The sequence below is a fragment of the Herbaspirillum sp. NPDC101396 genome, from assembly GCF_044767365.1.
Lineage (GTDB): Bacteria > Pseudomonadota > Gammaproteobacteria > Burkholderiales > Burkholderiaceae_D > Herbaspirillum.
The window spans coordinates 231,967-251,138 of the sequence record NZ_JBIWNT010000003.1; the positions used below are offsets into that span (position 1 = coordinate 231,967).

Annotated in this window: 17 protein-coding genes; 10 read left to right on the plus strand and 7 right to left on the minus strand. The window is 61.1% G+C overall.

The window, feature by feature from the left end:
- Position 1 precedes the first annotated feature (1 nt).
- The 4 genes from cynS (at position 2) to ACIROY_RS10770 (ending at position 3,601) form a co-directional block, all read left to right on the plus strand.
- Positions 2-445: a cyanase gene (gene cynS, locus ACIROY_RS10755; RefSeq protein ID WP_402273368.1), complete on the plus strand. Its 444-nt coding sequence runs from the start codon at positions 2-4 to the stop codon at positions 443-445.
- 45 nt (positions 446-490) lie between these two features.
- Positions 491-1,837 carry a TAXI family TRAP transporter solute-binding subunit gene (locus ACIROY_RS10760; protein ID WP_402273365.1) on the plus strand — a complete coding sequence of 449 codons (1,347 nt, stop codon included), beginning with the start codon at positions 491-493 and terminating at the stop codon, positions 1,835-1,837.
- A 186-nt stretch (positions 1,838-2,023) separates the two neighbouring features.
- Positions 2,024-2,254, plus strand: a complete 231-nt coding sequence (locus ACIROY_RS10765; protein WP_016833422.1) for a hypothetical protein — start codon at positions 2,024-2,026, stop codon at positions 2,252-2,254.
- A 312-nt stretch (positions 2,255-2,566) separates the two neighbouring features.
- Positions 2,567-3,601 carry an extracellular solute-binding protein gene (locus tag ACIROY_RS10770; protein WP_402341543.1) on the plus strand — a complete coding sequence of 345 codons (1,035 nt, stop codon included), beginning with the start codon at positions 2,567-2,569 and terminating at the stop codon, positions 3,599-3,601.
- 116 nt (positions 3,602-3,717) lie between these two features.
- Here ACIROY_RS10770 and ACIROY_RS10775 read toward each other — a convergent pair whose 3' ends face one another.
- Positions 3,718-4,803, minus strand: coding sequence for an ABC transporter ATP-binding protein (locus ACIROY_RS10775; protein WP_402341544.1), 1,086 nt, complete (start codon positions 4,801-4,803; stop codon positions 3,718-3,720).
- A gap of 196 nt (positions 4,804-4,999) precedes the next feature.
- On the opposite strand from ACIROY_RS10775, the gene ACIROY_RS10780 reads away from it, so the two are divergent.
- Complete coding sequence (locus tag ACIROY_RS10780; RefSeq protein WP_402341546.1) at positions 5,000-6,604, plus strand: ABC transporter permease; 1,605 nt, start codon at positions 5,000-5,002, stop codon at positions 6,602-6,604.
- 20 nt (positions 6,605-6,624) lie between these two features.
- A complete protein-coding gene (gorA, locus tag ACIROY_RS10785; protein WP_402341548.1) occupies positions 6,625-7,977 on the plus strand; it encodes a glutathione-disulfide reductase in 1,353 nt (450 codons plus the stop codon).
- Between the two features lie 48 nt (positions 7,978-8,025).
- Here gorA and ACIROY_RS10790 read toward each other — a convergent pair whose 3' ends face one another.
- Positions 8,026-9,312, minus strand: a complete 1,287-nt coding sequence (locus ACIROY_RS10790) for a phospholipase A (protein ID WP_402341549.1) — start codon at positions 9,310-9,312, stop codon at positions 8,026-8,028.
- 255 nt (positions 9,313-9,567) lie between these two features.
- Between ACIROY_RS10790 and ACIROY_RS10795 the strand changes: the two genes are divergently transcribed.
- Together ACIROY_RS10795 and ACIROY_RS10800 are read left to right on the plus strand one after the other, a co-directional pair.
- Positions 9,568-11,655 (plus strand): putative bifunctional diguanylate cyclase/phosphodiesterase, encoded by a 2,088-nt coding sequence (locus ACIROY_RS10795; protein ID WP_402273348.1) that lies wholly within the window; start codon positions 9,568-9,570, stop codon positions 11,653-11,655.
- A gap of 255 nt (positions 11,656-11,910) precedes the next feature.
- Positions 11,911-13,542 carry a methyl-accepting chemotaxis protein gene (locus ACIROY_RS10800; protein ID WP_402273346.1) on the plus strand — a complete coding sequence of 544 codons (1,632 nt, stop codon included), beginning with the start codon at positions 11,911-11,913 and terminating at the stop codon, positions 13,540-13,542.
- Between the two features lie 71 nt (positions 13,543-13,613).
- On the opposite strand, the gene ACIROY_RS10805 is transcribed toward ACIROY_RS10800, so the two are convergent.
- The 4 genes from ACIROY_RS10805 to wrbA form a co-directional block, all read right to left on the minus strand.
- Positions 13,614-14,075 carry a DUF4124 domain-containing protein gene (locus ACIROY_RS10805; protein WP_402273344.1) on the minus strand — a complete coding sequence of 154 codons (462 nt, stop codon included), beginning with the start codon at positions 14,073-14,075 and terminating at the stop codon, positions 13,614-13,616.
- A 65-nt stretch (positions 14,076-14,140) separates the two neighbouring features.
- Positions 14,141-15,559, minus strand: a complete 1,419-nt coding sequence (locus ACIROY_RS10810; protein WP_402341551.1) for an FAD-binding oxidoreductase — start codon at positions 15,557-15,559, stop codon at positions 14,141-14,143.
- Between the two features lie 16 nt (positions 15,560-15,575).
- The gene (locus ACIROY_RS10815) at positions 15,576-15,980 is read right to left on the minus strand and encodes a DUF2069 domain-containing protein (RefSeq protein ID WP_402273339.1); all 405 of its coding nucleotides are present in this window, start codon (positions 15,978-15,980) and stop codon (positions 15,576-15,578) included.
- Positions 15,981-16,592, minus strand: a complete 612-nt coding sequence (wrbA, locus tag ACIROY_RS10820; RefSeq protein WP_402273336.1) for an NAD(P)H:quinone oxidoreductase — start codon at positions 16,590-16,592, stop codon at positions 15,981-15,983. It abuts the gene before it with no gap.
- Between the two features lie 143 nt (positions 16,593-16,735).
- Between wrbA and ACIROY_RS10825 the strand changes: the two genes are divergently transcribed.
- Positions 16,736-18,040: a YihY family inner membrane protein gene (locus ACIROY_RS10825; RefSeq protein ID WP_402273333.1), complete on the plus strand. Its 1,305-nt coding sequence runs from the start codon at positions 16,736-16,738 to the stop codon at positions 18,038-18,040.
- Positions 18,041-18,058: 18 nt separating this feature from the next.
- Here ACIROY_RS10825 and ACIROY_RS10830 read toward each other — a convergent pair whose 3' ends face one another.
- Positions 18,059-18,379 (minus strand): Mpo1-like protein, encoded by a 321-nt coding sequence (locus ACIROY_RS10830; RefSeq protein WP_402341553.1) that lies wholly within the window; start codon positions 18,377-18,379, stop codon positions 18,059-18,061.
- A 218-nt stretch (positions 18,380-18,597) separates the two neighbouring features.
- Between ACIROY_RS10830 and ACIROY_RS10835 the strand changes: the two genes are divergently transcribed.
- A complete protein-coding gene (locus tag ACIROY_RS10835; protein ID WP_016833438.1) occupies positions 18,598-19,047 on the plus strand; it encodes a CBS domain-containing protein in 450 nt (149 codons plus the stop codon).
- Positions 19,048-19,172: the final 125 nt, after the last annotated feature.

Here is a 19,172-nt window from a genome sequence, read left to right on the forward strand (position 1 = left end):
CATGGACCGCAACCTCGTTACCCAAAAAATCATTCAAGCCAAGGTCAGGAACAAGATGACCTGGTCCAAGATCGCCGAAAGCATCGGCCAGAGCAAGGAGTGGACGACCGCCGCCATGCTCGGCCAGATGACGCTGACCGCCAAGCAGGCGGCCGTCACGCAGGAACTGTTCGGCCTCACCGACGAAGAAACCCTGTGGCTGCAGATCGTGCCGTACAAGGGTTCGCTGCCGACACCGGTGCCGACCGATCCGCTGATCTATCGCTGGTACGAAATCGTCAGCGTCTACGGCTCGACCATCAAGGAACTGATCCACGAAGAATTCGGCGACGGCATCATGAGCGCGATCGACTTCAAGATGGACATTCAGCGTCAGGCTGATCCTGCCGGTGACCGCGTCAATGTCGTCTTGAGCGGGAAGTTCCTGCCTTACAAGACGTATTGATCGGTTTTCGTCGACGCCGGGGAGGAGGGCGGTAGAATAGCCTGCATGGAAAAAACTACCGCCCCACGCAAGCATTCCGTCAGCGCCATGAAGGCGCGTTTCGTCGCCATTTCGTGGCGCGACCTGGCCGTCAGTTTCGGGCCCATGGTGCTGCTGATCATCGTCGGCGTCTGGCTGGCGATCTGGCTGATCCATCCGGCGCCGCCGAAATCCATCACCATCGCGACCGGGCCGGAAAACAGCAATTTCTGGAACGTCGCCGAGAAATACAAGAAGATCCTCGCGCGCGACGGCGTGACAGTGAAGATCGTGGCGTCGGAAGGTTCGCTCGACAACCTGCGCAAACTGACCGATCCGGACGGCGACGTTGATGTCGCTTTCGTGCAGGGCGGCATTGCCGACAGCGTCAATATTGATAGCCTGGTGTCGCTGGGCAGCGTGGCGTATTCGCCGGTATCGGTGTTTTATCGCAATGACAAAGTGGTCTCGCGGCTGTCCGAGCTGACCGGGAAAAGCATCGCCATCGGCCTGCAGGGCAGCGGCTCGCGCGTGCTGGCGCTGACCTTGCTGAAGGCCAGCGGGATCGAGCCGGGCGGGGCGACCAAACTGATCGACATGGGCGGCGACGAGGCCGCGGACGCGCTCAGCAAGGGCAAGATCGACGTCGCCTTCCTGATGGGCGAGTCGGCCGCGCCGGCCACCATGGGCAAGCTGCTGCGCACCAACGGCATCCGTTTGCTGGACTTCTCGCAGGCCTCGGCTTATACGCGCCGCTTCAGCTATCTCAATGAATTGACCTTGCCGCCGGGTGTATTCGACTTCCGCCGCAACCTGCCGGACCACACGATCCGCCTGATCGCGCCGACCGCCGAGCTGATTGCGCGCGACGACCTGCATCCGGCCTTGTCCGACCTGCTGATCGAAGCGGCGCGTGAAGTGCACGGCAAGGCCAGCGTGCTGCAGAAGGCCGGCGAATTCCCGGCGCCGCTGGCGCATGAGTATCCGATCAGCGACGACGCCGCGCGCTATTACAAGTCGGGCAAGAGCTTCTTTTACCGCACGCTGCCGTTCTGGCTGGCGAGCCTGGTGGATCGCACGATGGTGATTCTGCTGCCGATCATCCTGCTGCTGATTCCCGGAATCAAGCTGGTGCCGCTCCTGTACGGCTGGCGCATCCGTTCGCGCATCTATAAATGGTACGGCGTGCTGATCACGCTGGAGCGCGGCGTCACCACGCACACCAAGGAAGAGCAGGAGCTGATGCTCAAGCAACTGGATGAGATCGAGACCTCAGTGAATCGGATGAAGATGCCGCTGGCGTTTGCCGATCAGTTCTACGTGCTGCGTGAACACATCGGGTTTGTGCGCAGCCGGCTTGAAAGCGGCGCGTAGGCACCGCAGAGTGAATACGCGGGTTTGGCCCATTCCAGCCTGAACAAGGTAGAATGGGTTGCATTCGGACCGAAATCGAAAAACTTCCGAAATCGTTCAAAAAACAACGAGATCAAAAACTACTGTTTATTTATACAGTGTTTGTGATACAGTGGAATCTCTTCAACAGAGATAGGAACCACTGCCATGACACACTTGGATCTCACTTCAGGCGCTCGCTTTGGTCTGGAATCTTCTTCCCCTTCGTCTTTCAGCCTGCGTTTCGGCCGCCGCGAAATGTTCGTGTGCCGCGACTCGTACGTGCGCCGCTATCGCGTCAATCCCGTGATCGAATGCAGCGCCGGCCTGCAAGCCGGCCACCTTGAAATCCTGCTGTTCCGCCGCTGGCTGGTCGTGCTGTCCAAGGCGCGCGCCTGAGCATGCTGATGTTGATGCCCATGCAGCTGCGTCTGGCGGCGTTGGCCGCGTGCGCGCCGGGTTTTGAACCACGCCGTGAATGCGAGCCGGTTACACGGCGCAGTCTTGTGGCGAGGCTGACCGGTATCTTCGGGCATCGATTTTTCAAGCTTCAAATCCTGACAAAAAGCTGAATTTAAAACGGGAATTATTCTCATTTATGCTATAGTCGGTCGTCTTTTCGGTTACGTGAAGGCGCGTTGTCTTGTGTTTTTGGACTTCGTGCATCCTGCCGGAAAGCAGACTGATCAATCAGCATAAAGGGATAAGTTCATGTTTTTACGTACTTTTGTTGCAGGTGTGGTGCTGGCGACAACGGCGGTCGGCGTGTCCGCCCAGGAAAAGGCGATCAACCTTTACTCCGCGCGCCATTATCAGACCGATGAAGCCTTGTACGGCAATTTCACCAAGGCCACCGGCATCAAGATCAATCGTGTCGACGCCGATGACGCCGGTATTCTGGCCCGTCTCAAAAGCGAGGGAACTGCCAGCCCGGCCGACGTGATCCTGCTGGTTGACGCCGCCCGCCTGTGGCGCGGCGAGAACGACGGTCTGTTCCAACCCGTGAAATCAGGAGTACTGGAGTCGCGCATTCCCGCCAATCTGCGCGGCAAGGATGAGGGCCAGGGTTCGCAATGGTTCGGTTTCTCGACACGCGCCCGCGTGATCGTCTACAACAAGCAAAATGTGAAGCCGGAAGACGTCGACACCTATGAGTCGCTGGCCGATCCCAAGAACAAAGGCAAGCTGTGCACCCGTTCGGGCGCGCATCCTTATAACGTCTCGTTGTTCGGCGCACTGTATGAACACGTCGGCGAAGCCAGGACCGAAACCATCCTGAAGGGCATGGTCGCCAATATGGCGCGCTCGCCGGTGGGCGGCGACACCGACCAGATCAAGGCGGTCGCTTCGGGTGAGTGCGGCGTGGCGATTTCCAACTCCTACTATGTCGCGCGCCTGATGAAGTCGACCAAGCCGGAAGACATCGCCGTGGTCAGCAAATTCGGCGTGGTCTGGCCGAACCAGAAAACCTTTGGCGCGCACGTCAACATCGCCGGCGCCGGCGTGGCGAAGAATGCCCCGCACAAGGCTGACGCCGTCAAGTTCCTGGAGTACCTGGCCAGCGATGATGCACAGCGTTACTTCGCCGAAGGCAACAACGAATGGCCGGCAGTCAAAAACGTGAAGACCGGCAATGCCGCACTGGATACGCTGGGACCGTTCAAGGCGGAAGTGATCGACGTTGCCGCCACAGGTCGCAACCAGCAGAAGGTGTTGCAGATCCTTGATCGCGTCGGCTATAAATGATGCGCGCGTAGTTGCCTGCCTCGGCAGGCATGAAAAAAGCACCGGACAGCCATCGCTGCCGGTGCTTTTTTAACGATGGCAGTGTGAAGAAGCCGGCTTGCGGGCGGGCGCCTGCTTCAGCCGGCAGCGCGCGGGAACGCCACCACATGATTCACATCAAGCCGGATGCCGATCGATTCACCGATGGCATGGTCGTGATGCGAAGGCACCAGCGACAGTAATTCGAGGCCGTCGTCGAGTCGCAGCGTATAGAGGAAGTCGGCGCCGCGGAAAGATTTGCGTACGACGCGCGCCTTGAACGGCGACAGGTCGTCGTGCACGATGTCATCGGAACGCAGCAACACGTCGAACGGCGCCCCGTGGGTTGCGCTGGATTGCAGTGTTTCCATGATGCGCGAAACATCGTGCAGCCGGCCCAGCGGCGTTTCCATCGCCATGTCGCCGGCCGCGCCCACCAGTGCACCCGGCACGAACATGCCGTGACCGATGAAGTCAGCGACGAAGCGCGTAGCGGGACGGTGATACAGCGCATAGGGCTGGTCCCATTGTTCGAGGCGGCTCTGCTGCATGACGCCGACCACGTCGCCGACGGCGAACGCCTCCATCTGGTCGTGCGTCACCATTAATGCGGTGATGCCGGCCTGCTTGAGGATGCGACGGACTTCTTCGGCGAGGCGTTCGCGCAGTTCGACGTCGAGGCTGGAGAAGGGCTCGTCCAGCAGCAACAGCCGCGGCTGCGGAGCGAGCGCGCGCGCCAAGGCAACGCGCTGCTGTTGGCCGCCGGACAACTGGTGCGGGAATTTGCTTTGCATGCCGCCCAGGCCGACCAGTTCCAGCATGTCCTGCATGCGTCGCCGACGTTGTTGCTTGTCGCCATGACTGCTGTGCAACCCGAAGCCGATGTTGGCTTCGATGTCCAGGTGAGGAAACAGCGCGAAGTCCTGGAACACCATGCCGATGCGGCGTTGCTCGGCGGCGATGCGCACGCCGGGGCCGTCCAGTAATTGCCCGTCGAGCAGGATGCTGCCGGATTGCGGCTGTTCGAGTCCGGCGATGGCGCGCAACAGGGTGGTCTTGCCGCTGCCGGAAGGACCGATCAGTGCGCCCAGTTCACCGGACCGCAGCGCGAACGACACTGCTTGCACCGCAGGCGCCACGGCGCGCGGATAACTGATGCTGACCTGATCGACTTGCAGAAACATGGCAGTCCTTTTTATGACACTTTTTGGTGATTTTTCATGCCGGGGAAAATCGACGAAGGATGCCGCCTGCCGCTACAATGCCTGTCGCTGGAATGCACCATGCAGCGAATGATTTTTTACCCGTTTTCAATATGCGAAGTGTAGCGCATCAATACTGTTGCGCAGCGCAATCCGGACCAGTTTTCCATCACGAATCATGTATCTCATCGGCCTGATTGCCTTCCTGATTTCCGTGCCCATCCTCGGCATCGCCGGTGCGTGGCTGCAGCTCGATGCAGCCGCCGTCGACGCCTTGCATCGGCAGATGCAGACAGTGTTGCCGGGCTATCTGGCGACCTCCGCTTGGCTGGCCCTGTTCGTCACGCTGGGCGTGATCGTCGTCGGCGCGGCCACGGCGGTGACGATCGGCTTGTTCGAGTTTCGCGGCAAGCGTTTCTTTTCCTGGGCATTGCTGTTGCCGATGGCGATGCCGGCCTATGTGTGCGCGTATGCGTACACTGACTTCCTGCAATACGGCGGCGCAGTGCAGACCAGCCTGCGTGCGCTGTGGCCGGGATTCCGTTTCGACGTGCGCAGCCTGGCGGGGGCGATCTTCCTGTTCATTTTTACCTTGTACCCCTACGCCTATCTGCTGGCGCGCAATGCGCTCGGAGAACGCGGCGTGCATCTGATGGAGGCGGCGCGCCTGCTCGGCACGCCCTTGAGCGCACGCATTCGCCGTGTGGCCTTGCCGTTGGCGCGTCCGGCGCTGATGGCGGGCGCGGCGCTGGCCCTGATGGAGACGTTGGCCGATTACGGCGTCAGCGCCTATTTCGGTTTGACCACGTTCACCACCGGCATCTACAAGGCCTGGATGGTGATGGATGATCGCATCGCGGCGGCCCAGTATGCGTCCTTGCTGCTGCTGTTCGTCGCCGTGTTGTTGTGGCTGGAGCGCCGCGAGCAGGGACGCATGCGCTTTGCCACGGTACGGGGCAATCGTGGCGATGGGGCTGAAGCACGCTTGCCGGTGTTGCGCGGCATGCGCGCGGCACTGGCGTGGCTGGTGTGCGGAACGCCGATTGTGTTGGGTTTCGTGCTGCCGGTGCTGATCCTGCTGCAATTGATGTGGCGCGAGAGCGAGTTGTCGCTGGCAACCAATCTCGCTCGCTATGCCGGCTGGTCTTGGAACAGCTTCCGCTTCGGCGGGCTGGCCGCGGCGATTGCGGTGGTGCTGGCGCTGGCCTTGGGTTTCGCCCAGCGCGCCGGCGGCTTGCCGCGCTTCAACTCCTTGTTCTTGCGCTTTGTCGCGCGTCTGGCGTCCATGGGATATGCAATTCCCGGATCGGTGATTGCGATCGGCATTCTGCTGCCGGTCGCCTGGTTGCAGGCGGTGTTTCCGGGCAGCGGCGCGGGCGTCTGGCTGACGGCGACCGCGCTCGGCGTGATCTATGCGTATCTGGTACGCTTTACGGCCGTGGCGGTGCAGTCGGTGGAAGCCGGTTACACCCGCATCCCGGCAAGCCTGGACGAGGCCGCGCGCACCATGGGCGCCTCACGCAGCCGCATCGTGTACAAGCTTCACATGCCCTTGCTGTGGCGCTCGCTGGCGACGGGGGCGTTGATGGTATTCGTCGACGTCGTGAAAGAATTGCCGGCGACGCTGTTGCTGCGTCCCTTCAACACCGATACGCTGGCCGTGATCGCCCATAACCTGGCGCGCGACGAACGTCTCGGCGAGGCCGCATTGCCGGCGCTGAGCATCGTGCTGGTCGGCCTGATCCCGGTATTGCTGGTCACGCGGGCCCTGCGCAGATACTGAACAAACGATAGAGGAAAAAAATGAGCCAATACGATTACGACCTGTTCACCATCGGCGGCGGCTCCGGCGGCGTGCGCGCCAGCCGGTTTGCTTCGCAATACGGCGCGCGCGTGGCGATTGCCGAGAGCAAGGATCTGGGCGGCACCTGCGTCAACGTCGGCTGCATTCCGAAAAAACTGATGTCCTACAGCGCGCATTTTCATGAAGATTTCGCCGACGCCGCCGGCTTCGGCTGGACCGTAGGCGAGACCCGCTTCGACTGGGCCGCACTGATCGCCGCCAAGGACAAGGAGATCGCGCGTCTCAACGGCATCTACCGGAAGATTCTCGACGGCGCCAAGGTCGACATCGTCGAAGGCTATGCGACGATGGAAGACGCCCACACCGTCAGCGTCAACGGCAAGCGCTACACCGCGGCACACATCCTGGTGGCGACCGGCGGGCATCCGACGGTGCCGGAGATTCCCGGCAAGGAGCTGGGCATCGTGTCCGATGACTTCTTCCATCTGACCGCCTTGCCAAAACGCAGCGTGGTGCTGGGCGGCGGCTATATCGCGGTGGAGTTGGCATCGATCCTCAATGGTCTCGGCAGCGAAGTGACGCTGGTGTATCGCGGCAAGCATCTGCTGCGCGGCATGGACAGCGAACTCGGCGTGTTCCTGGCGGAAGAAATGCGCAAGAAAGGCATGACCATCCTGTTCGAGAACAATATCGAAGCGATCAAGTCGGCCGGCGCCGGCAAGCGCGTCCAGCTCAGCGACGGCAAGACCATCGACGCCGATTGCGTGCTGTTCGCCACCGGCCGCCACGCCAACACGGCGGGACTCGGACTGGAGAAGGCCGGGGTTACGCTGACCGACAAAGGGGCAGTCAAGGTCGACGAACATTTCGTCTCGGGAGTGCCGTCGATCCATGCCATCGGCGACGTCATCGATCGGGTTGCACTGACGCCGGTGGCGCTGGCCGAAGGCATGGTGGTAGCCGCGCGCCTGTTCAACAAAGGCGGCCGGGAAATGTCTTACGAGAATATTCCGACGGCGGTGTTCAGCCATCCGAACGTCGGCACGGTCGGCCTGAGCGAGGAAGACGCGCGCAAGAGGGTGGGCGAAGTGCTTATTTTCAAATCGGAATTCAAGGCCCTCAAGCACACGCTGAGCGGCAACACCGAGCGCACCTTCATGAAGTTGGTGGTGGATGCGAAGAGTGATCGCGTGCTGGGCGTACACATGGTCGGCGCCGATGCCGGCGAGATCGTCCAGGGCTTTGCGGTGGCTTTGCAATGCGGCGCCACCAAGGCCCAGTTCGACGCCACCATCGGCATTCATCCGACCTCAGCGGAAGAGTTCGTCACGATGCGTACGCCGGCGACATAGGCGTGTCGCAGAACTACCGCCGGAGAATGCCCCGGCGATAGTCCTGACCTAGCGCCAGAGCGCGTAGCCGATGCGGAACTGCGGCGTCGATTTCTGGTTGTACGTCAGCAGGCTCTCGCCGTAACCATAGAAGTAGCTCGCCATCAGATAGCCGGCCATGCCCGGCACCAGCTTCGCCAGCGGGTAGGACAGCGTCGAGTCGGCGCTGCCCGAACTGCTGCGCGTGCCCTTGCGCAAGGTGGTCGAAAACTCCACGCCGTCCGGCTTGCCCACCGCCAGCTTCAGATCCGCATGGCCGCGATACTGGCCGATATCGGGGTTGTCGGAGCTCGGGCCGAGGTAGGTGTAGACCTTGGGTGAGATGCGCAACTGGTAGTCGTTGAGGTTGCCGAACGTGAAGGTCGGTTCGACGAAGAAGGTGTTGATGCCGCGCGATTGCGCGCCGTCGCGGCCGTTCGACTCATGCTCGAGGCCGGTTGAAACTGCCATGCGGCTCAGGATGCTGTTGTGGATGCCGAGATCCGGCAGGTAATAGAACAGGCTCGGTCGGTAGCTGGTGTCGCGGAACGGCGCCGACGGGCTTTCCAGGTCCCACAGCGAATATTGGGTGTAGCCGAAATACAGGTTGTCGATCAGGCCGCGCGAGCGCATGTCTTCCGGCTGGAAGATGCGGAACTTGAAGCTGAGCTGGAACTTGGCGTTGCGGTTGCCGCCGCTGTTGCCGGCCGCGAAATACATCGGCTCATGGAACGACAGGCGCGGGATATTGATCAGGTCGAGCGCGGCCGGCGCAATGCCGATCGGACTGGCGCTGGAACCCGGTGTGATCACCGAGGCGGATGGTGTGGCCGCGCCGGCCAACGCGATGCCTTCCGCCGACGGCACCGGCATCTTGCCGTCCTTCGGGCGAATCACAGCCACCAGCACCGGCGAGGCATCCACACCCACGGTCTCGATGCGCACCACGCCGCGCAGGTAGTCGGGCAGGGTGGCGCTGTAGGAGATCTTGCGGAATTCGCCTCGCTTGAGCGTGATTTCTCCGGGCCCGCCGGCTTCGCGCTCCATGCGCAGCTGCACCGGGGGCGTCATGTCGGCCGAGGCGGCCACCACCAGATTGTCCGGGATGGTGTAAGCCTGGCTGTCGTGATCGTCTTCGGTGACCAGCAAGGTCAGGGTGAACGGCTTGTTGCCGTCGACCAGCTTGGGCGGCTGCAGCAACGAAATGCCGGCGCTGGCGCCATGCATGAATGACAGCGCGCCGATGGCGGCAAGCGCCTGGATCAGGCGCTTGGGTGCTAAGGGACGTTGAGTTTGCGGGTGAGGAGTGAAGAGCATGAGGCCTGGATTTTTTGCTGTTGTAGGCGAAGGGCGCATTGTCGTGTTTTTTATCGATTTATCAATTGTCGGGAATGGTGCATCAGCCCTATGGATTGGTTTCCGGGCGTAAAGTTGCTTCGATCCGACGTTTCATACGCTTAAGAATGTAAAGCGGCCTGATTTCAGACTTCGTCAGACTTCGATATGTCTTTTTGCGGGATAATGGGCTAAATGCCTAAAAAATGTTGATTATTAGTTTCATATTTCCTCATCATGTTATCCGCTTCCTACGATAGTTTGCTTGTTGTCATATCCCTGCTGGTGGCGGTGCTCGCCTCCTATACTGCATTGGACATGACGGAGCGGATCAACGCGACCCAAGAATATGCCGGTCGTTCCTGGCTGTTTGGCGGCGCCGTCGCAATGGGCATTGGTATCTGGTCGATGCACTTCGTTGGCATGCTCGCATTCCGTTTGCCCATCGATCTCGGCTATGACCCCTGGATTACCTTCCTCTCGCTGCTGATCGCGGTCGGCGTCTCGGGCTTCGCGCTGTGGATCGTCAGCCGCCCGGAGCTGCCAGTGCGCCGCCTGATCAACAGCGCGCTGGTCATGGGTGTCGGCATCGCCGCCATGCATTACACCGGCATGGCCGCCATGCTGATGACGCCCGGCATCCGCTACGATCCCTTGTTGTTTGCGGCTTCCGTGGCCGTCGCCATTGGCGCGTCGGGCGCCGCCTTGTGGATAGCCTTCCGCCTGCGCCGCAACACGCCGCATGTCAAGTTCGCGCGCGCCGGCGCCGCCGTAGTGATGGGCGTGGCCATCGTCGGCATGCATTACACCGGCATGGCCGCTGCGAATTTCCCGGACGGCAGCATCTGTTTGGCAGTCCGTGACGGCGTCAGCCCGGGCTGGCTGGCGATCCTGATCATTGTGGTGACGCTGGCGGTGCTGACGATCGCCTTGCTGACCTCGCTGCTGGACGCGCGGCTGGAGTCGCGCACCGCCAAGCTGGCGCGTTCGCTGGCCGAAGCCAATGAAGAACTCACGCAACTGGTCTTGCACGACAACCTGACCAAACTGCCCAACCGCACGCTGCTGGACGACCGCCTCAACCAGGCCATCAACAAGGCGGCGCGCGAGCAGGGACATTTCGCGCTGATGTTCTGCGACCTCGACGGTTTCAAGGCGATCAACGATTCGCTCGGTCATCACGTCGGCGACATGATGCTGGTGGAGGTGGCGCAGCGTGTCGGTTCCGTCATGCGCGCGCAGGATACGGTGGCGCGGCTGGGCGGCGACGAGTTCGTGATGCTGGTCGACCTGAAGGAACCGGACGATGCCGTGACCGTCGCCGACAAGCTGGTGAAGATCATCAACCAGCCCTTCCTTATCGAAAAGCACGAGCTGCGGGTCTCGGCCAGCATCGGCATTGCGATCTATCCGGAAGACGGCAGCAGCCGCCACGATCTGGTGATCAACGCCGACGCCGCGATGTATCACACGAAGCGCAGCGGCCGTAACGGTTACCATTTCTTTGAAGCGTCGATGAACGTCAACGCGCACAATCAGTTGCAATGGCTGCAAGACTTGCGCCTGGCGCTGGAGCGCAAGGAATTCATCCTGCATTACCAGCCCAAGTACAACTCGCCGAACGGCCCGGTGCTGGGCGCTGAAGCCTTGTTGCGCTGGCAGCATCCGGTACACGGACTGGTGGGGCCGGATGAGTTCATCGGCCTGGCCGAACGTTCCGGGCTGATCGTGCCGATCGGCGCATGGGTGCTCGACGAGGCCTGCCGCCAGATGAAGGTCTGGTTCGACATCGGTCACGAAGACTGGAAGATCGCCGTCAACCTGTCGGCTCTGCAGTTCGCTCAGACCGACCTGATCGAGCTGGTCAAGGACACGCTGGCGCGCCACAGCCTGCCGGCGCGCTGCCTGACGCTGGAAGTTACGGAGTCCACCGCCATGCACGATGCTGAAAGCAGCCTCAAGACGCTGCAGCAGATCGCCGACCTCGGCGTGGATATTTCGATCGACGATTTCGGCACCGGCTATTCGAGTCTGCTGTATCTGAAGCGCCTGCCCGCCAATGAACTGAAGATCGATCGCGGCTTCGTGCGCGATCTCAGCGACGGCAACGACGACGCGGCCATCATTTCGGCCATTGTGGCGCTGGGCCGTACGCTCAATCTGCGCATCGTCGCCGAAGGCGTGGAAACCACCAAGCAGCAGAATTTCCTGACCTCGGTCGGTTGCGACGCGTTGCAGGGTTACCTCATGGGCCGCCCGATGCCGCCCGACAAATTCATTGAGGCGACTTCCAACCTACAGAAAAACGCCGCGCAGGCGTCCTGATTTTCCTCGACACCGCCGATGCGTTCTTCCACTCGGCGGGGTCTTCCCTGACTGCAATAGATGGCGCGCCAAGCGGTGCCGATTCTCGTATTGCCCCTCGCCAACACAAGCCCCGCAAGCCATGAACAGACGTGACAGTCACACGCTGTTCCGCGCATTCAAGTTTTCCCTCTCGGAGCATTATGGAGAGTATGTGGCCGCCTGAGCCATGCAGAAAAATCAACATTTACCTGACTTGAATGGCAGGGGGGAAACATGAACGTGATTGGAAATATGAAGATCGGCAAGCGTCTCGGACTGGGCTTCGCCGTTATCCTGGCACTCTCCGTCCTGATCGCGGTGATTGGCGTCTGGCGCCTGCAAAGCGTGGCGAAGGCGACGCAAGACATGATGGACGTGCCGCTGGCCAAGGAGCGCATGATCGGCGACTGGTATCGCCATACGTTTGCCGGCATCCGTCGCACGATTGCCGTGGCCAAGAGTTCCGATCCCAGCCTGTCGGCGTTCTTCAAGCCTGAAAGCGACGAAGCCACGCGTATTTCCGGCGACCTGCAAAAGAAGATTGCCGAGCTGATCGCCAGCGATGAAGAAAAGCAGCTGTACGAAAAAATCATGGCGCTGCGCAAAGTCTATCTGTCGACCCGCGACACCATTTATAAAGCCAAGAACGAGCCAGGCGCCGACCCCGCCGCGATCGCCGCAGCGCTGGACAAGGACTTCCTGCCGGCGGCGAAGAACTATTCGACGGAAGTGGAAAACCTGCTTGCATTGCAACGCAAGACCATCGATCAACTCAATCAGCATGTGGCGGAAATCGCCGCGCAAAGCGCCAACCTGCTGATCGTGCTGGAAGTGCTGGCGCTGGCATTGGGCGTCACCTGCGCCTGGTATCTGACGACCGGCATCACGCGACCCCTGAACACCGCCGTCGACATTTCACGCCGCGTTGCCGAAGGCGACCTGTCGGTGGAGATCACCGTGACAACCAAGGATGAAGCCGGCCAGTTGCTGCAGGCGCTCAAGGACATGAACATCAGCCTGCGCAATATCGTCGGCAACGTGCGCATCGGCACCGACACCATTGCCACGGCGTCCAGCCAGATCGCCAGCGGTAATCTCGATTTGTCGAATCGTACCGAACAGCAGGCCGGTTCCCTGGAAGAGACCGCGTCGGCGATGGAACAACTGACCTCGACCGTCAAGCAGAATGCCGACAACGCGCGTCAGGCCAACCAGTTGGCCGTGTCGGCGTCCGAAGTGGCGATCCAGGGCGGCAGCGTGGTGGGGCAGGTGATCAACACGATGAGCGCGATCAATGATTCGTCCAAGAAGATCGTCGACATCATCAGCGTGATCGACGGTATCGCTTTTCAAACCAATATCCTCGCCTTGAATGCGGCGGTGGAAGCGGCGCGCGCCGGTGAGCAAGGGCGCGGTTTTGCGGTGGTGGCGTCGGAAGTGCGCAGCCTTGCACAACGTTCGTCCGCTGCGGCGAAAGAAATCAAGACGCTGATCGACGACTCCGTCTCCAAGGTGGACGTCGGCAGCAAGCTGGTGGGGCAGGCCGGATCGACCATGGAAGAAGTGGTCTCCAGCGTCAAGCGCGTCACCGACATCGTCGGCGAAATCAGTTCGGCCAGCCAGGAGCAAAGCACGGGCATCGAAGAGGTCAATCGGGCGATTGCACAAATGGACGAGAGCACACAACAGAATGCCGCGCTGGTAGAGGAAGCCGCCGCAGCAGCACAATCACTGCAGGAACAGGCCGGCAAGCTGGCGGAACTGGTCAGCGTATTCAACATTGGTAATACCGCAGGCTTGCCAGCGCCTGCAGCAAAGACTTCGCGACGCACGGTTGATATCAATCCGGCGCCGCGTCTGGGGTAATCGGGGGAGGGGAGCAGCCGTCGCCTTCATCGGCGACGGCTTTTTTTGCGCTGAAATCCCTGAAAATCAGTTCAGGTCGAGCATTCTGCACGGTAATTTTCAGTCGCGCGCTGGCTCTTGCGCCGTGCTTTTTCCATCGTCTTGACCGGCGCATTGCGCAGGTCCTCTTCGGCCCAGGCCTTGCGCTGTGCAAGTTGGGCACACTTCCTCTTCTGCTTTTCGGCGACCAGTTTGGCGCGCGCGTCTTCGCGCTCCTGTTTTTCGCGTTGCCGGCTCACACGTTTCTCTTCCGCCGCACGGCTTTTGTCGAGGCGCTGCTGGACCGCCTTGTCTTTGGCGGCGGCAACCGGCGCGGGACTTTTCACGCCGCGCGTGTCGTCGATGGCGATGCTCTTGCCGTTGGCGCAGGCGGCGTCGCTATACGTGACTTTGCCGTCACTGTCGCATTTGTAGACGGCCCAGGCGGGCAGGGAGCATAGCAGCAGGGACAGCAGCAAGGGCAGCGCGAGCAGTGGCGGGCGGACAGAAAGCATGGGTGAAACTCCTGGCGGCGGAGAAATGTGTTGTCGGGGGATCCGACCGCCGCCATCGGCTACGGTCAGAGCACTTTGCCGGGATTCATCAGCCCGTGAGGATCCAGCGCCTGTTTGATGGCGCGCATGAGCCGGAGTTCTACCGGCGATTTATAACGCAGGATTTCTTCACGTTTGAGCGCGCCGAGTCCGTGTTCAGCCGAGATCGAGCCGCCGAATTTGTCGACGCTGTCATGCACGGTCCGATTGATGGCAGGCTGTTCGAGGATGAAGTCGGTGTCCTTGACACCGGGCGGCGGCGAGACGTTGTAGTGCAGGTTGCCGTCGCCGAGATGGCCGAAGGTGACCATGCGGCAGCCGGGTGACGCCTGCTGCACCAGCACGTCGGTGACGCGGATGAATTCGCCGATGCGCGAGATCGGCACCGAGATGTCGTGCTTGATGTTCTTGCCTTCGTGCGCCTGCGCCATGGAGATGTGCTCGCGCAATTGCCACAGCGCTTTCGATTGCGCGATCGAGGTGGCGATGACGGCGTCGTCGATCAGTTCCTGCTCCAGCGCGAGACCGATTACAGCTTCGAACATTTCCGAGGCGTGCACTTCGGATTCGCTATCCGACAGTTCCAGCAGCACGTATTGCGCATGGAGACGCTCGAACGGCGCGCGATGCGGCGGGAAGTGTTTGGCGACCAGCTGCATGCAGAAATCCGACATCAGCTCGAATCCGGTCAGCGCCGCGCCGCAATGCGCTTGCGCCAGGCTCAGCAGGCGCAGCGCGTGGTCGGGCGTGCGCAGCGCGGCCAGCGCCGTGACCTGGGCTTTGGGCTGGGGGAATAGTTTGACGACCGCAGCAGTGATGATGCCCAGCGTGCCTTCGGCGCCGATGAACAGGTCGCGCAAATCGTAGCCGGTGTTGTCCTTGCGCAGGCCGCGCAGACTGCTCATTATCTCGCCCTGGGCGGTGACGACTTCCAGGCCCAGGCACAATTCGCGCGTATTACCGTAGCGCAGAACCGCAGTGCCGCCGGCGTTGGTCGACAGGTTGCCGCCGATGGTGCAGCTGCCTTCCGCGGCCAGCGACAGCGGGAATAGGCGCTGCTCTGCCGCGGCGGCTTGCTGGATGTTTTGCAGAATGCAGCCGGCTTCGACCGTCATCGTGTTGTTGACCGGATCGACTGCACGGATACGGTTCAGGCGCGTCAACGACAGCAGCACCGCCTCGCCGCTGGTGTCGGGCACGCTGCCCAGCACCAGGCCGGTATTACCGCCTTGCGGAACGATCGGCACCAGATGCAGGGCGCAAAGGCGGACCACCGTGGCGACTTCTTCGGTGCTGCCCGGCCGCAGCACGGCCAGTGCTCGCCCGGTATAGCGTCCGCGCTGGTCGGTCAGGTAAGCCGCAGTGTCGGCTTCGGCGGTGACGACGTAAGCGGCGCCGATGGCGTCGCGACAGGCTTGCAGGAAGTCTTGTGGTGCCGCGGTCATGGTCATGTCCGAACAGTTATTGCGAAGCCTTCTGGATGGCCTGGCGGGCGATTTCCTTGGCGGCCTTCTTGTAAGGGGCCAGGTACATAACCGCGCACAGGAAATACACGCAACTGAGAGCGACTTCGATCCAGCCAAGCGTGATTGACGTGGCGACACGGTCGCTGGTGGCGCGCACGATGCCCTCGGTGAAGTAGAGCAGGATCAGCATCGACGACCATTGCATGGTGTAGACGTCGCGTTTGAGGACGCCGCGCAACGGGAACAGCAGCGGAATCACCTTGAGCACCATCCACGAACCGCCCGGTCGCAACGGCGCCAGCACCAGTTCCCAGGCGACGCAGAGGATGATCAGCGCGACCAGGCTGAGGGCGGCGCCGAAATGGAAGATGCGAAAACGATGCGTGCTCAGTGTGCTCATTCAAGTCTCCTGCAGTTTGATGGCGTTCTGTGCGAGGCGGCGGCCGAGGGCAACCGCCAGCGCGCGGGTATCGTCGGAAATCGGCTGGTTGCCGTTGACGCCGGCCCAGTGGCTGGCGCCGTAAGGCGAGCCGCCGGTGCTGGTGCCCATCAGCTCGGGCTGGGTGTAGGGCAGGCCGACGATGAGCATGCCGTGGTGCAGCAAAGGAATCATCATCGACAGCAAGGTCGACTCCTGGCCGCCGTGCATGCTGCCGGTCGCGGTGAACACGCTGGCGGGTTTGCCGGCCAGCGCGCCCGACAGCCATTGCGGTGCGGTGCCGTCCCAGAAATACTTCATCGCCGCGGCCATGTTGCCGAACCGCGTCGGCGAACCCAGCGCCAGCCCGGCGCATTGTTCAAGATCGCTCAGTTCGACGTAGGGTGCGCCGTTGGCGGGCACGTCCGGTTCGGTGGCTTCGGTCACGGTAGAGACTGCCGGCACGGTGCGCAAGCGGGCGTCGCAGCCCGGCACGCTTTCCACGCCCTGGGCGATCAGCTCGGCCAGTTTGCGAGTGGAGCCGTGTCTCGAGTAGTAAAGGACCAGTATCGTTGTATTAGTTATGTTCGGCATGTTGGTATTATAGGAGCCTTTATTTACCCATCGCACGCGTTTTACTGCTCGCATTTCGAGAATGAAACCTGGCGCATGACGAGGCGCTGTTCCAGCTTCTTCGTGATTTTGATTGTTTTCTCTTGCTTACTTTTCTAAAACCCATGCAGGGCTTGTCCCGTACCCAGTTGCGTGATTTGTTCCGGTTCGCCGCCAAGCGGCTGAGCGACGATCGCCTGCCGCAGGTGGCGGGCAGCCTGACGTTTACCACCATCCTGTCGCTGGTGCCGCTGCTGACCATTGCGCTGGCGATCTTTACTGCGTTCCCGCTGTTCAGCACGTTCCGCTCGGCGCTGGAGGCGTATTTCGTCCAGAGCCTGATGCCCAAGGGCGTGGCCAGCACCATCCTCGGCTACTTGAACCAGTTTTCGTCCAAGTCGGCGCGCCTGTCGGCGGTCGGCGGCGTGGCGCTGATCCTGACGTCGGTGCTGACGATGGCGACCATCGACCGGGTGTTCAACCAGATCTGGCGTGTCAAGAAGTCGCGTCCTTTGTTGCAGCGCATCCTGGTGTACTGGGCCATCATCACGCTGGGCCCTTTGCTGATCGGGATTTCCATCAGCGTGACCTCGTATCTGTATTCCGCCACCAACGGCGTGGTCACCAGCGTGCCGTTCATCGGCGCCAGTTTTTACACGCTGATTTCGGTGCTGCTGACCACCAGCGCATTCACGCTGCTGTACATCGCCGTGCCCAACCAGTGGGTCGACTGGCGCGACGCCGTCTGGGGCGGCTTGCTGGCGGGCGTGGGGGTGGAAATCGCCAAGCGCCTGTTCGCCAGCTATGTCATGAAATTCCCGACCTACACGATGGTGTACGGCACCGTGGCGGCCTTGCCGATTTTCCTGTTGTGGATTTACATGCTGTGGATGATCACGCTGGTGGGCGCTTTGGTGACCGCTGCGCTACCGATCGTGCGCTATGAGCGCTGGTGGCATGTGGCGTCGCCAGGCAGCGAGTTCATCGACGCCATGAAAGTGCTCAAGATCCTGCATGAAGCGCGCGCCAACGGCGAGTCGGCCAAGGTCGACGCCGGCTTGCTGCGCACTCGTACGCAACTGGGGCTGGAAGAATTGCAGACCTTGCTGCAGAAGATGCTGGAAGCCGGCTGGGTCGGTTCGCTCAAGGGCGATGCCCCACGCCGTTCCGCCTGGAACAAGCGCCTGGCCGATGGCTTGGACCGCTGGACGCTGTTGATCAACCCGGAATCGCTGAAGCTGGTGGATGTGTATCGGCTGTTCGTGTTCGACAGCGCCACCCATGCCGGCGAAGACCAGCAACTGGTCAATCGTGTTGAAGGCGCAGTGTCGCTGGTGCTGGATCAGACGCTGGCGTCTTACTTCTCCGAAGGCGCGCAGGCGCCGGATTTGCGGGAAGTCAGCCCGGTGACCTTGACGGCCGTTGAGTGACTTCCCGCCGGGTGGCGTTCAGAACGATATTTGCCCGGTCAATAGTTGCCAATACATCACCCAGTCGCCCATGAAGGAATACAGCGGTTGACGAAAGCTGGCAGGGCGGTTCTTCTCGAAGCGAAAATGGCCTACCCAGGCAAAGCCGTAGCCGCACAGCACGGCCGCCGCCAGCCACCAGAAATTGTGCGTCAGCAGCAACATGCCCAGGCACAGCAGCGCCAGCGTCGAACCGGCGAAATGCAACTCGCGGCAGGTACGGTTGGCATGTTCGCTGAGATAGCTCGGGTAGAACTCGTCAAAGCTGGTGTATTTGTCATGATGCAGAACGGTCGGCATACAGATCTCCCTGTGTTCTTGTCATTTCAGGGTAGGCCTTGACGACGGCGGAATCAATGAAAAAATTTCATTTTCGTCATCGCATTGCGATTGTCGGCCGTCGCCAAACCTCGTACCATGCATATACCGCCATTGTTTGTGGATTTTTGCCCTCGCATGGGCTACATTCCGGACAGGAGCCCGACGCTCCATGGCTACAATAACTTAAGGATGACACCATGAAAGTCTCTGAAATTCTTAAAGTCAAAGGCAACATTCTCTTCACCGTGACCCCTGACACGCCGATTGCGGATGCCGTAGACGCGATGGCCGAGAAAGACATTGGCTCCCTGGTTGTCATGGAATTCGGCGAGCTGGTCGGCATGCTGACCTTCCGCGAAGTCCTCAAGACGCTGCAGGACAATAAAGGCTCGGTCGGAACGAGCAGCGTGCGCAAGCACATGGATGACCATCCGATCACCGTCACGCCCGACACCGACCTCAACGAAGTGCGTCGCATCATGCTTGAAAAGCATGCGCGTTACGTGCCGGTCATGGATGCCAAGACGCTGCTGGGCGTGATGTCGTTCTACGACGTCGCCAAGGCCGTGCTGGATGCGCAGGGCTTCGAGAACAAGATGCTCAAAGCCTATATCCGCGACTGGCCGGCGGAAGAAGAGAATAGCTGAGTTGCGCGCAGGCGGTGCTGCCCATGCATGAGCCGCAAGCCGCTGAACGCCAGATAAACCGTTCATGTAGTCATGAACGGTTTTTTGTTGTCCGCGTACTTGCTTCCCTGTGCGCGCATTCGATC